General features: G+C 51.6%; 10 protein-coding genes. 9 read left to right on the forward strand and 1 reads right to left on the reverse strand.

Annotated elements, in window-relative coordinates; all coding sequences use genetic code 11:
• The first annotated feature begins 147 nt into the window (after nucleotides 1-147).
• The 5 genes from rhaM (at nucleotide 148) to KK083_RS26315 (ending at nucleotide 10141) form a co-directional block, all read left to right on the forward strand.
• Entirely contained in the window at nucleotides 148-462 is a 315-nt protein-coding gene (rhaM, locus tag KK083_RS26295) for an L-rhamnose mutarotase (protein WP_254169047.1), read from the forward strand.
• A gap of 116 nt (nucleotides 463-578) precedes the next feature.
• Nucleotides 579-3491 (forward strand): glycosyl hydrolase, encoded by a 2913-nt coding sequence (locus KK083_RS26300; protein WP_254169048.1) that lies wholly within the window; start codon nucleotides 579-581, stop codon nucleotides 3489-3491.
• Nucleotides 3492-3770: 279 nt separating this feature from the next.
• The gene (locus KK083_RS26305; protein WP_254169049.1) at nucleotides 3771-7085 is read left to right on the forward strand and encodes a SusC/RagA family TonB-linked outer membrane protein; all 3315 of its coding nucleotides are present in this window, start codon (nucleotides 3771-3773) and stop codon (nucleotides 7083-7085) included.
• A 27-nt stretch (nucleotides 7086-7112) separates the two neighbouring features.
• Complete coding sequence (locus tag KK083_RS26310; protein ID WP_254169052.1) at nucleotides 7113-8960, forward strand: RagB/SusD family nutrient uptake outer membrane protein; 1848 nt, start codon at nucleotides 7113-7115, stop codon at nucleotides 8958-8960.
• Between the two features lie 209 nt (nucleotides 8961-9169).
• Nucleotides 9170-10141, forward strand: coding sequence for a methylenetetrahydrofolate reductase (locus KK083_RS26315; RefSeq protein ID WP_254169054.1), 972 nt, complete (start codon nucleotides 9170-9172; stop codon nucleotides 10139-10141).
• Nucleotides 10142-10144: 3 nt separating this feature from the next.
• On the opposite strand, the gene KK083_RS26320 is transcribed toward KK083_RS26315, so the two are convergent.
• Nucleotides 10145-11323, reverse strand: coding sequence for an MFS transporter (locus tag KK083_RS26320; RefSeq protein ID WP_254169057.1), 1179 nt, complete (start codon nucleotides 11321-11323; stop codon nucleotides 10145-10147).
• Between the two features lie 419 nt (nucleotides 11324-11742).
• Between KK083_RS26320 and KK083_RS26325 the strand changes: the two genes are divergently transcribed.
• From KK083_RS26325 to nadD, 4 genes are all read left to right on the forward strand, one after another.
• Complete coding sequence (locus tag KK083_RS26325) at nucleotides 11743-12327, forward strand: sigma-70 family RNA polymerase sigma factor (RefSeq protein WP_254169059.1); 585 nt, start codon at nucleotides 11743-11745, stop codon at nucleotides 12325-12327.
• A 9-nt stretch (nucleotides 12328-12336) separates the two neighbouring features.
• Nucleotides 12337-12609, forward strand: coding sequence for an anti-sigma factor (locus tag KK083_RS26330; protein ID WP_254169061.1), 273 nt, complete (start codon nucleotides 12337-12339; stop codon nucleotides 12607-12609).
• Nucleotides 12610-13179, forward strand: a complete 570-nt coding sequence (gmk, locus tag KK083_RS26335; RefSeq protein WP_254169063.1) for a guanylate kinase — start codon at nucleotides 12610-12612, stop codon at nucleotides 13177-13179.
• Nucleotides 13180-13305: 126 nt separating this feature from the next.
• The coding region (gene nadD, locus KK083_RS26340) for a nicotinate (nicotinamide) nucleotide adenylyltransferase (protein WP_254169065.1) at nucleotides 13306-13696 on the forward strand (391 nt) is incomplete at its 3' end.

Genomic DNA, 13696 nt, shown 5'->3' on the forward strand with positions numbered 1-13696 from the left:
ATGTACTGTCATGCTTTTTGACCGGTTGTGGAAATCAAACCAACATCCCCTCTTCTATGAACGCGTTCTTCATCTCTTCAACAGCCCGGTAGTACAGGATACCTTTCGTTTTTCTGGATGACTAGCTTTAACTTCCACAAAAAAAACATGAACCGCACAGCCTTTAAGATGAAACTGAAGCCCGGCTACAAAGAAGAGTATAAAAAAAGACACGACAATCTCTGGCCCGGTTTAAAAACACTGTTAAAGAACGCCGGCGTCAGCGACTATTCCATTTTTATCGATGAAGAAACCGATACCCTCTTTGCGGTTCAGAGAACAGCCGGCACGGGCGGATCGCAGGACCTTGGCAAGGAAGCGCTGGTGAAACAGTGGTGGGCATACATGGCCGATATCATGGAAGTAAACCCTGATAATTCGCCAGTATCTGTACCGTTAGAAGAAGTCTTTTATCTCGAATAAAAATTGGGCATTGAGGCGTTAAGACGATCTTTGTATCCCGCTGCATTTTCCAATGCCCAATGCCTGACCTCCCAATGCCAATACCTTTGTATAAAAACAAAAATTTGATCCCTTAGATGAACCCTGTTTCGAAAGCATTATTCCCCCTCATTATTGCAGCGGTGATCATCGTCTGTCAGTCGTGCGATAACACACCGCCGCGCCAACCGGGATGGCCGGAGATCACCTCTGAAACCAGGCCGTGGACCCGCTGGTGGTGGCACGGCAATGCGCTGACAAAAGAAGGGATCACAGCAGAAATGGAAGCCTACAAAAAAGCAGGCATCGGCGGACTCGAAATAACACCCATCTACGGCGTGCACGGATATGAAGACCGGTTCATCAACTACCTCTCGCCACAGTGGATGGAGCTGCTCATGCACACGCTGAAAGAAGGTGAGCGCCTGGGGCTGGGCATCGATATGGCTACGGGCACGGGCTGGCCATTCGGCGGACCCTGGATCGGCGCTGAAGATGCGTGCAAGAATATGTACCACAAGGTCTTTGAGCTAAAAGGCGGAGAGACCCTGAAAGAACCGGTTCAATATATTCAGCAACCGTATTTGCGGGCGGTCGGCAGCCAGATCTACGAAGTGCATGACAACCCTGTGGTTGGCGCCGAGCCCAAGGGTAGCCGCAAGGAGCCGCTCATGCAGGCCAGTGGAAAACAGATCAGGATCGAAGACCTGGTCGATCCCATTGCAAACAATAAAAATCTTCAGGCGCTGGCCATCGACCAGGTACAATTCGAAAAGCCAATACCGTTGCAAACACTGATGGCCTACAACGAGTCTGGTGAGGTGCTCGACCTTACCGGTAAAGTTGATGCAAAGGGAAAACTGAACTGGGTTGCACCCGAAGGAAATTGGAAACTCTACGCTGTATTCCAGGGATGGCACGGCAAAATGGTGGAGCGCGCAGGGCCTGGCGGCGAAGGAAATGTGATCGACCATTTCTCGGCAGATGCATTGGCGCATTATTTCACCAGGTTCGATAGTGCCTTCAGAGCTCACAACATCAAATCGCTGCGCAGCTTCTTCAATGACTCCTACGAAGTAGACGACGCCCGCGGCGCAGCAGACTGGACCCCTGAATTGCTGAATGAGTTTGCCAGGCGCAGGGGCTACGATCTGCGTCATCATTTGCCGGCACTGTTGGGTCACGATACCGAAGAAAAGAACCAACGCGTGCTCAGCGATTACCGCGAAACCATTTCGGAGCTGCTGCTGACCAACTTCACACAACCCTGGAAAGCGTGGGCACACAAGCACGCCGCGCTTGTACGCAACCAGGCGCACGGATCGCCCGCCAACATCCTCGACCTTTATGCCACGGTAGATATCCCCGAGATCGAAGGCGTGGAACCACTGCGCATCCGCATGGCATCTTCGGCCGGAAATGTTACGGGAAAAAAACTGGTCTCATCCGAGTCGGCAACATGGCTGAACGAACATTTTGAGTCCAACCTTTCCGATATCAAAACCGCGCTTGACCGGTTCATGCTCAACGGTGTCAATCATATTTTCTATCACGGCACTTCTTATTCACCGCCGGGTGAACCGTGGCCGGGATGGCTCTTCTACGCCGCCGTGCACCTGAACCCCAGAAATTCTCTGTGGAACGATTTCGATGCGCTCAACCAGTACGTGGCGCGTTGCCAGTCATTTCTGCAGCGCACAAAACCCGACAACGATGTGCTGCTTTACTATCCGGTCTATGACCGCTTTGCTGTGCATGGCCAGGAAATGATCGAACACTTTGATGGCATCGGCAAGCAGTTTGCCGGAACAACTTTTGCATATGCGGCCGAAAAAATGCTGGCGAAGGGATACGCGTTCGATTTTATCTCCGACGCCCAGATCGAAAAAACGATCTTCAAAGACGGCACACTGGTAACCGAGGGCAATAGTGCATACACAACACTGGTGGTCCCGCATTGCCGTTTCATTCCTTTGGCAACGCTGAAGAAGATCGTTGCGCTGGCCGAAAAGGGCGCTACCATTATCATGCTGCAGGGCGCTCCTGATGCTGCCGCAGGATACGCGGACCTGGAAAATAAAAAGCATTCATTCGAAGCGCTGATCAACCAATTTCATGAAGGCCCCAAAGTGCTGGAAGGCGACAGCATTGACGTGCTGCTGCAACAGGTCGGCACCCGGAGAGAAGCCATGACCGATGCCGGCATCAGCTTCATCCGGAAAAAAGATGAGAATGGAACCACTGTGTACCTGATCAGCAATTCGAAGGATACACCATTTGAAGGATGGCTGCCGTTACAAATAAAACCGGAGACGGTGATCCTGTACGACGCCATGACGGGCGAATACGGAAAAGGCAGGATGCGAACCGGCAACAATGCAACGGCTGAGGTATACGTACAGCTCACGCCACGCCAGACCCTGATCGTGGAAGCACAGCAGAAGTCAGTGACAGCAGATGATTTCCCGTATTATAAAACGTCTGGCCCGGCAGTAGCGCTCAAAGGACCGTGGAAGATCGCCTTCGCTGCAGGTGGGCCGGAGTTACCACCCGCTGTCACGGCAGATACGCTGGCATCATGGACCACTTATGGAAAACCGTACGAGCCCTTCTCCGGAACGGCGGTGTATACGTTGTCATTCAGCAAGCCCGAAGCGCAGGCGGAAGCATGGCTGCTCGACCTGGGCGTGGTGAAAGAAAGCGCCGAGGCAATTTTGAATGGTAAGTCCCTGGGCAAGTTGATCGGCCCTGCTTATACGGTGCGTGTAGACGCTTCACTTTTGAAAGCCGACAACCAGCTCGAGGTAAGGGTCTCTAACCTGATGGCTAACCGCATTGCCGACATGGACAAGCGAAACGTCTTCTGGAAGAAGTTTTACAACGTGAATTTCCCGGCGCGCAAAGTAGAGAACCGAAAGCATAACATATTCGATGCTTCAGGCTGGCTTCCGCGCGATTCAGGGTTGATCGGTCCTGTGCGGTTGCTGCCGGTAGCGGTCGGGGGGCAGTAGGCTGAAGGCAGAATCTTACATCAGTTCGTATTTTGTGAAACTTTTTTTGACTTATAACTAATTGGTAATAAGGCGTTTCACTGTATTTTTTATTGATTTTTTCAAACGATTACACAAACGGTATAGTGCAGGACAGTTTCCTTTATCTTAGGGTGTACATTCGTAAGGATCGTGCAATCGATTGCGCATCCTATCAAATTAACTCTAACCCTAAATCGTATGACGAGACTTCTATCTCACTTAAACTGTTCTGCCCGGCGCTTTTGGCCGGTCGGATTCATGCTCCTCCTGTGTTGTCATGCCGCCACCTGGGCGTACGGCGACAACTCCTTCTCCACTTTCCAGGAACGCACCATCAAAGGCCGCGTAACATCGGCTGACGATGGCCTTGGCTTCCCGGGGGTGAACATCATTGTAAAGGGAACCACCCGCGGCACCGTATCGGATGCCGAAGGCAATTACTCCATCGAAGTTTCATCGGCGGATGCCATCCTGGTGTTCAGCTCCATCGGCTACAAAACCACCGAGGTTGCCGTGGGCACACAAACCGACATCAACCTGGCCATCGAGCCGGATGTAACGTCGTTGTCTGAAGTAGTTGTTGTTGGTTATGGAACCGTGAAGAAAAGCGATGTAACGGGTGCACTCGCCTCCGTATCAGGAGAGCAGCTGCGCGCCATCCCCGTGCAGAGCATTTCACAGGCACTCCAGGGCCGCGCTTCCGGCGTCGACGTCTCGCAATCAGGTTTCCGCCCCGGTGAGAACCCGGTGATCAGGATCCGCGGTAACCGCTCGCTCATCGGTGGTAACGATCCCCTCATTGTGCTCGACGGCATTCCACTCCCGGAAGGGTCAGGCATCAACGACTTCAACCCCAACGATGTAGAATCGATCGAAGTGCTCAAAGACGCTTCCTCCGCCAGCATCTACGGCTCGAGGGGCGCTAACGGTGTGATCCTCGTAACCACAAAAAGAGGAAAAGCAGGTAAAGCAAAAGTAAGTTACGATGGTTATGTTGGCGTTTCTTCTGCGCTGTCTACCATCGATATGATGAGCGGCGGCCAGTTTGCCGAGCTGAGAAGGGAAGCAAACCGTAACAACTCAGGCCTCGTGTACAGCTTGCCTTGGGCCGATGTAGCGCAGGACTTTGCAGCGTTCAGTGGCCAGGACATCGAGATGTGGAACTCTGTTGCTGACGGATACCAGTGGGTTGATCGCGCCAACAGGATTCCCGTAACACGGCCTGTCACTGCCGAAGAACGTGAAGCATACGAAGCCTACTATCAGCAGGCGCTCATCCGTTATCCTGTGGGTTCCCAAAGAACTGCTGCCATTACAACCAAGCTCAATAACCTCCGTGCGCTGCTCGATGATCCGAACCTTCAGATCCCGGTGTATGATGCCAGCAAAGTAAGGAACACAAACTGGGGCGACCTTGCGCTGAGAACCGGCATCAAACAAAACCACCAGTTCAGCGTATCCGGAGGAAGTGACAACATCGGTTTGTTCTTCGGCGGCGGATACTACAGCGAACGCGGGATCCAGGAGTCACAGGCGTTCAAACGTTTCAACGTAAAGCTGGGCCTCGATTACAAGATCAGCGATGCGATCAAAGTGGGCGGTACCATTACCGGAACCTCTTCCACCCAGAACTACGGCTCACCCCTTTACTTCAGGGCTATCGGCCAGCTTCCGGTGGCCATCCCTTATGACGCCGAAGGGCGTGTGATCCTTCAGCCTGGTGGCGATGCGCTCATCTTCAGCCCGCTCAATGAGATCGAAGACTTCGTCGATGACAGGCTCACCAACAGAGCATTCGGCAGCTTCTATGCCGATGCCAAACTCCCTATCAAGGGACTTCGCTATCACGTGAACGTAGGCACAGACTTCAAACATTACAGAAGAGGACGTTACCAGGGTGCGCTCACCTCTGACAGAAGGGGTGGAACTTCCTGGGCAGACTATTCGCAGGAACAAAACTTTACTTATGTGCTGGAGAACCTGCTTTATTACGATAAACAGGTGGGCGTTCACAATTTCGGTGTAACAGCGCTTTACAGTATCCAGGAAGATCGTTTCGAAGCTTCCGGTGTTAACGTTGCCAACCTTCCTTATGAGTCACAGCTGTTCTACAACCTGGGCTCCACCAATGCCACAGGGCCTGATGCGTTCAGCTCCAATTTTACAAGAAAGGTATTCATCTCGTACATGGGCCGTATCAATTATTCATTGATGGACAAATACCTCCTGACGGTAACAGGCCGCTACGATGGATTGTCGCCACTGGCTCCCGGCAACAAGTGGGGTTTCTTTCCCTCGGCATCACTGGCGTGGAAGATCCATCAGGAAGCTTTTATGGACAACCTGAATCTTTTTGACGAATTGAAGTTGCGTGTGGGCTACGGTGAAGTGGGTAATGCAGCAGTGCCACCTTACCTGGCACCGGGAAGGATCATCAAGACTCCCTACGTATGGGGTGAAAGCGCGGCGTGGGGTTTTGTGCCCCAGTTCTTTCCGAACCCCAGCCTGAAATGGGAAAGTACACAATCGCTGAACGTCGGTATTGACTTCGGCATCCTGGGTGGCCGTATCACCGGTAGCATCGAAGGCTATCAACAGAATACGCAAGACCTGATGATGTACCGGAACCTGCCTACCGCTTCAGGCTTCTCATCTTATCTCGAGAACGTAGGAAAGGTACGCAACACCGGCATCGAGCTCTCACTGAACTCCGTGAACATCGATGCAGGCGACCTGAAGTGGACCACCGGCATCATCTTCTCCAAAAACAAAGAAGAGCTTGTTGAGCTTTATGGAGGAACCAATGACGACCTGGGCAACCGCTGGTTCATTGGCCATCCAATTACAACTTATTATGACTGGGAACCCATCGGCGTATGGCAGTCTGATGAAAAAGATGCTGCTGCAGCGTACGGAAGAATCCCCGGTCAGGGCAAGATCAAAGATCAGCTTACCGTGGATTCAGATGGAGACGGTGTAAAGGATGCGCCTGATGGTGTGATCAACGCCTCCGATATGGTGATCAGGGGTAACAACGTACCCAAGTGGACAGGAAGTATTGTGAATACCGTTTCTTACAAAGGCGTCGAGCTTTCATTCATGGTCTACACCCGTCAGGGACAGCTCATCGCCAGCGGTTATTACAGGCCCGCGCTCGCCGGAAGGTACACAGAGCCTGCGTTCGTGGATTACTGGACTCCCACCAATCCAACCAACGTGTATCCCCGTCCTACTACAGATCAGGAAAGGATCGATTATCCCAACGCGTACCTGTATCAGGATGCTTCGTTCGTGAAGATGCGGAACATATCACTTTCTTATACTTTCCCCAAGTCGATGATCTCCCGCTTTAAAATGGAGAACCTGAAAGTATACGTCACAGCATACAATCCATTCCTCTGGACGGATTTCAAAGGTGGTGATCCGGAGTTCTATGCAAACTCAACCCGCATACCTGCCGGGCAAACACTTCCTGTTCCCATCACCAATATCGATGACCAGCTTGTCAACGCAAACAATGGCAGTAACCTCAGCGAAAGGAGTTTTGTGTTCGGCCTTACCGTTGGTTTCTGATCAAGAAAGACTAAAAGAAATTGAGCTATGAAAAAATTAAAACTATTCATAATCGCTGCAACACTCCTGGTTGGTTGTGCAGACAAGCTGGATGAGGAAGTGGTTTCACAGGCACCCTTCAGCTATTTTAATACAGAGGCAGGTGTGGATGCGCTGATCAACGGCGTTTATAATTCACTGCGCTGGCAATTCAATGGTGAGCAAAGCTTCACGTTGTGGAATTATGGTGTGGATGAGTATATCCAGGCTGCTGACGGATCGAACAAATTCGTAGACACGTATACCAATCAGCTGAACCCGAGCTTCGGTATGTTCCACGATATGTGGACGGAGTATTACAAGGGCATTAACAACGCCAACATTGGACTGAAGCTGATACCAACGGTTAAAGCCGAGGGTGGAGCATTGACTTCGGCTGGCGTAAAGGAGCAACGTATGGCCGAGCTTCGTTTCCTGAGAGGTTATTTTTATTTTATGCTGGTTCAGCAATTCGGCCCGATACCGCTTAACCTGGAGGCAATAGAAAGTCTGGAGCTGGAGTTTCCAAGAGCTCCTGTGGCCGATGTTTACAAAGCCATCATCAGTGACCTGCGTGCTGCGGAAGCCGTTCTCCCCGGCACACAATCGCAGCGTGGCAGAATCACGAGCTGGGCAGCGCGTCATTTCCTTGCGAAAGTTTATCTCACCCGTGGAAGCGCCGTGACAGACCAGCGTGGCCAGAAAGCCACAGACCTTGACAGTGCAGCGTATTATGCCGACATGGTGATCAACAGCGGCGCATTCTCGCTGGTACCCAACTTTGCCGACCTCTGGAACATTGCCAACGAAGCAAATCCCGAGATCATCCTGGCAGCGCAGTTCAACAACAATGCGCTGCTGCTGAACAACTCCGGCAACAGGGTACATCTCTATTTTCAGATGACCTACGATGTGAAGCCCGGCATGGAGCGCGACATCACTTATGGACGCCCCTTCAGAAGGATCAGACCCACGTCTTACACCATCAACGTGTTTGACCGCAAGAACGACTCAAGGTTCTACAAGAGCTTCCGTACCGCATACTTCAGCAACGACAGAACCGCGCCGTTCACCATTCCCAAATGGACCCAGGAAGAAGTTGACAAAGGTTACGTCGCTGCCTCGAAGCTGGGACAAAACAAGTTCAACGTAGGCGATACTGCCGTATTCATCACCATGGATCAGGGTATATCAGATGCAGCCATCGGCAAAAAGTCTTACCTGTGGATCCCTCAGAACAAGTGGAACAATTCTGATTTCCCCACCTTGATCAAGTGGATGGACCCTACACGCCTGGATGTGGGAACCGAGTTTGCCGGACGTGACGGGATCATGGCCAGGCTTGCAGAGACCTACCTGATCGCCGCAGAAGCCTATGGCCGCAAGACAGACTATGTAACGGCCGCCGCGCGCATTAACAAGCTGAGAGAACGCGCTGCATACAAGGCAGGTGAAGTAAAACCGGTACATTTCTATAAGAGCGAAGGTGGCACTTACGGAGACGTGACCAGCACCGAGGCCGCCATTACACTTCCGGCAGATGGATCGTACTGGGATACCGCGCCAGCATTGGAGCAATATCCGGCAACCGCCACCGACAAGGCTTCGCGTTTTGTTCATTTCATACTCAACGAAAGAACCAGGGAGTTGCTCGGTGAGCTTCATCGCTGGAACGACCTTGTACGTACTGAAACATTCTATGACCGCGTGAAGCAATTCCATTCGCTGGCCGCGCCCAATGTGCAACCGTTCCACAAGCTGAGGCCTATACCACAGGCGCACCTTGAACGTGTGTTCACCGCGGGCAGACCACTCACCGCGGAAGAAAGAGCTGCTAACCAGAACCAGGGATACTGAGTTAATTTGTTTGTTTGGGGTAGTGAAAAGGTTGCCTGTCATGGGCAACCTTTTTTTATTTCATGCAATTGTCAGACAACCTACCAGTCATTAGGCGACACCGAATGAATTCACGAGCGACCGATGCAAGCCGGTGCAGATGAAGTGTAGCCCTGATATTGTATGTGTTATTTCTTTATCTTTGACCTTTTATCGAATAACTCCGTAGCATGTTTTTGACCAAGATCAGGAGAAAAGAGTCAGGGATCCTACTCTATGGCATCACTCCGCCCAAAGTACAAACGGCGCCCGAAAAGATAACGGAGATCGCGGAACGCACTTTTAACATTCTCCATCCACTCGACATCGATGCCCTGGTAGTTTATGATGTGCAGGACGAATCGGCCCGCACCACGGAAGAAAGACCTTTTCCGTTCGCCAGCGCGCTTGATCCTTTTGAGTATACCAGTCAACACCTGCAACGGCTTACCATCCCCAAGATCATCTATCGCCCTGCAGGCAAGTTCACCCGCGAAGAGCTGACGCAGTGGCTCAACGGCCTGAAGACGCACGGATTTTATCCCGTGTTCGTAGGCTTGCCTTCACCCGATTATGTTGTGAAAACAAGCCTCGGCGAAGCGTATCAGCTATGGCGCGAGCAGCATGCACACCACTCCGTGATCGGCGCCGTTACCATTCCCGAACGCCACGCCGTGCTGAAAGACGAAGATGTCAGGATCCTGGACAAGGTGAGCTCGGGTGTTTCTTATTTCATATCACAATGTGTGTTCAACGTAGACTACGCCCGGCAAATGCTGGAAGCGCTCGTCACCACCTGTGCGAATAAGAATCAGGAGCTGCCCACGGTTATTTTTACATTGACGATCTGCGGCTCAGTGAAAACGCTTCACTTCATGGAGTGGTTGGGCATTCACATCCCCGAGGCCATGAAAGAAGAGCTCAAGGTGTGCAGCAGTCCCGTGGCGCGTTCGGTAGAGATCGCCACATCCATTGCCCAAGACCTGATCCGTTACTGCCAGGAAAAGGCCATCCCCTTCGGATTCAATATTGAAAGTGTGGCCACGCGAAAAGAAGAAATAGATGCATCGCTCGAGCTGTTGAATACTGTAAGGGAGCTGCTGAAAGTAAACGGCTTGCGCAGCGAAGTGAAGGCACACCAGTTTGTGAACGTGAACCGCTAACGTTTACCTGGCGGGTGCAGGACGCACGAACTTCACCAACGACAATACACCGATAAGCGGGCCCGGCACGAGCACCAGGAACAGGTACTGCGCGGGAATGAACTGTTGCGCATAGCTGATCAGTTGAATGCTGGCGATGGTGATGCAGAATCCGATGCTCGTCACCAGCGTGATGGCCGAGCCGCGGAGCTGGTCGGGTGCATTGCGCGCCACCAGAGCCGAGAACTGTGGAGAATCAGCCGCCACGGTCACACCCCAGAAAACGGTGAATAGAATAAACAACCACAGTGGCAGGTGCCACATGAACGGAGAAAGCAGGCAGCACAGTCCCGACGCCAGCAGCGCATAGGCCGCCACCCGAAAGCTGCCGATCCTGAACGACCAGATCCCGCCCATCACACAACCCGCCGCCCCAGACGCGATGATCAGGAAACACACGAGTGAAGGCTGAAAGTGCCGCTGCGTTACCTCCTGGTAATGCATCACGATAAAAGGAACAAAAGCCCAGTAGGCGTACACCTCCCACATATGTCCGAAGTAACCGATAGCAGATGCCCGCAGAGTGTCGTTGCGAAAGATCTTGCCCATCGCCGCCAGTGAAAACGCCGAGGCACGCTTGCGATAGGGGCCATCGGGCACATACACGAGCAACATCACTGCGCCGGCTACACATAACGTTGAGATCACCACCAGCAGAATGGAAGGCTGCACGAGCTGCGGCACCAGCTTCAGGCTGTAGGGAAAGGCAGTGCCGAGCACCAGCGCTCCTACCAGCGCTCCGAGCCAGTGACCCAAACCCTCTGCCTGCCAGTCGGCGGCGATCTTCATGCCGACGGGATAGATGCCCGCCAGAAAAATACCCGTGAGACACCGGCTGACGAGCACCAGTGGATAAGAAGAAATGTCGATCAGGGCGAGCAGGTTGAAAGCGCCGGCAGCAAGCGAGCTTACGAAGAACAACTTCGAAGGTTGAAAGCGGTCTGCGAGGCCCAGCGCCGCGAAGATGAGTGTACCTGCTATGAAGCCCAGTTGTGTGGAAGAAGTGAGATAGCCCAGCGCAGAAACGGGCCAGCCATACGCCGCCTGGAGCTGCGGCAGCACAGCATTACCGGCAAACCACAGCGACGTGCCGCAGAACTGTGCGATAACAATGACATAGAAGACGCGCTGTTGCTGACTCAAGCTCGCGGAGTTTGTTGCCAAATATAAACATTGAGATGTAAGTCCCGATAGCCATCGGGATGAGACATGTGATAGGAGATCGCGAACCTGAGGGACGGTTGGTATTGTCTCAAATCCCACGTCTCATATCTCCTGTCTAAAAAAATATATTTACGGCAGCCGGATGCAGCTAAAACATGTTTGGTGAGCCGGAAATTTATTTTCCCACAGCCGTTTGGGGCTGGTATCCGAATTAGGCTATATTTCCGGCCCAAACCGGGATCGATGTCTCTGGCAGGTTCGCCGGGGGAAACTTTTAACCGGTATCTTTTTTGTATGTTTAACCACTCATTGTAGCTTAAGCCTCACATTCCGCTCTGTAATTCAATGTAAATCAAAGCGGTAGTTAGGTCGAGCTTTTTTACTATTTTTACCAAATTATGGAAGAGGTAATCCGCGAACAGTATTCAGAGCAGGAGAAGCAAAGCATCTTCAATAAGGAATTTATGCCACACATAAACTCCATGTACAACTTTGCCTACCGACTCACGCTCGATCCTGATGATGCGAAAGACCTCTTGCAGGATACGTACCTAAAGGCTTACAGATTTATAGATTCCTTCCAGCAAGGAACTAATGCAAAAGCCTGGCTGTTTCGAATTTTAAAAAACAGCTTCATCAACGACTACCGGAAGAAAAGCAAAGAGCCTTCCAAGGTAGATTATCAGGAAGTTGAAAGTTATTATAACTCTGAGGATGTTGACCGGCAGATAACACCCGATCTGCGCGTGGAGGCGCTGCAGGATATGATCGGGGATGAGATCTCCGTGGCGCTGAACTCATTGGATGTAGACTTCAGAACTGTGATTATATTGTGTGACTTAGAGGGGTTCAAGTACGAGGAGATGGCGAAGATATTAGACATACCAATTGGAACAGTACGAAGCCGCCTGCACCGTGCCCGGAATCTTCTGAAGGAAAAATTAAGCGAATACGCCAAAAAAATGGGTTATAAAAACGCATAAACTGATTATATGAACTCCCCCGACTTGAGCAAAATGAAGCAGGACTGTTCCAACTCGAAGGAATGTTTGGAAATGCTTCAAATGATACTCGATGGTGAAGCTACCACTCAGCAGAAAGAACACTTCTTGAAAGAGCACCTGGAACAATGCATGCCGTGCTACAAGAACTACCATCTGGAGGTAGCCATACGTGAGCTGCTCAAAACCAAATGCACCAGCCACGCGCCGCAGGAGCTCGTTGACAACATCCGCAAACAAGTGTCTCAAAAGCTAGCCAGTTAAATGCCCGGAAAAGCGATCATTTTTTCAGCGCCTTCCGGCTCAGGAAAAACCACCATTGTTAAACACCTTCTGAAGACCAACCCCGACCTCGGGTTTTCCATCTCCGCCTCCACGCGCGACAAACGCGGACGGACCGAGCAGCATGGAAAAGATTATTACTTCCTCACACCCCTTGAATTCAAAAAGAAGATCGACAACGACGAGTTTGTGGAATGGGAAGAAGTATACGAGGGAAATTTTTACGGCACCCTAAAATCGGAGGTCGAGCGCATCTGGCACGAAGGCCGGAATGTGATCTTCGACGTAGACGTGAAAGGAGGCCTGGCCCTGAAAAAATATTTCGGCCACCAGGCCCTCGCCATCTTTGTAAAAGTACCTTCCGTTGAAGTGCTGAAAGAACGCCTCCACGATCGCGGCACCGAAAGCCCCGAAAGCCTCTCTCGCAGGCTCTTCAAAGCACAATTCGAAATGACCTTCCAGGACCAGTTCGACATCGTACTCGTCAACGAAAAGCTCGAAACATCCCTGGCCGAAGCCCAGCGGCTATACGATGACTTCAAGAAAAAGTAAATCCTTATCTTAGGCTTTAAATTTTCCCGGGTTTTATTTCCCGCTGATCACGCCGATCTTTGTAGAATAGTTTTCTGCTTTTATCTGCGGAATCTGCGGAATCTGCGGGAAACAAATCGCATTCACTTGAAAGTAGGTCTGTTCTTCGGCTCCTTCAACCCCATTCACATGGGTCACATGATCATTGCCAACCTCATGGCAGAGAGCAGCGACCTGAACAAAGTGTGGTTCGTTGTTTCGCCGCAGAATCCTTTCAAACCAGCCAAGGGGCTACTGCATGAGTTCGACCGTTATGACATGGTGAGGGCGGCCATCTTCGATAACTACAAGCTCGAGGTCTCCGATATCGAGTTCCACCTTCCCAAGCCGAGCTATACCATCCACACCCTCGTGCACCTCAGCGAAAAACATCCCGACAAACAATTCAAGGTGATCATCGGCGAAGATAACCTGGCAGGCTTCACCCGCTGGAAGAACCACGAGCGCATCCTCGAAGATTACGGATTATATGTATATC

Origin of the sequence: Chryseosolibacter histidinae, assembly GCF_018598225.1 — a bacterium.
In the GTDB taxonomy this organism is placed as follows: domain Bacteria; phylum Bacteroidota; class Bacteroidia; order Cytophagales; family Cyclobacteriaceae; genus Chryseosolibacter; species Chryseosolibacter histidini.

Bases quoted from the DNA above. Each gene is read 5' to 3' on its own strand.
- gmk (WP_254169063.1), top strand. From the start codon at position 12,610: ATGCCCGGAAAAGCGATCATTTTTTCAGCGCCTTCCGGCTCAGGAAAA.
- rhaM (WP_254169047.1), top strand. From the start codon at position 148: ATGAACCGCACAGCCTTTAAGATGAAACTGAAGCCCGGCTACAAAGAA.
- KK083_RS26325 (WP_254169059.1), top strand. From the start codon at position 11,743: ATGGAAGAGGTAATCCGCGAACAGTATTCAGAGCAGGAGAAGCAAAGC.
- KK083_RS26330 (WP_254169061.1), top strand. From the start codon at position 12,337: ATGAACTCCCCCGACTTGAGCAAAATGAAGCAGGACTGTTCCAACTCG.
- KK083_RS26315 (WP_254169054.1), top strand. From the start codon at position 9,170: ATGTTTTTGACCAAGATCAGGAGAAAAGAGTCAGGGATCCTACTCTAT.
- KK083_RS26305 (WP_254169049.1), top strand. From the start codon at position 3,771: ATGCTCCTCCTGTGTTGTCATGCCGCCACCTGGGCGTACGGCGACAAC.
- KK083_RS26300 (WP_254169048.1), top strand. From the start codon at position 579: ATGAACCCTGTTTCGAAAGCATTATTCCCCCTCATTATTGCAGCGGTG.
- KK083_RS26310 (WP_254169052.1), top strand. From the start codon at position 7,113: ATGAAAAAATTAAAACTATTCATAATCGCTGCAACACTCCTGGTTGGT.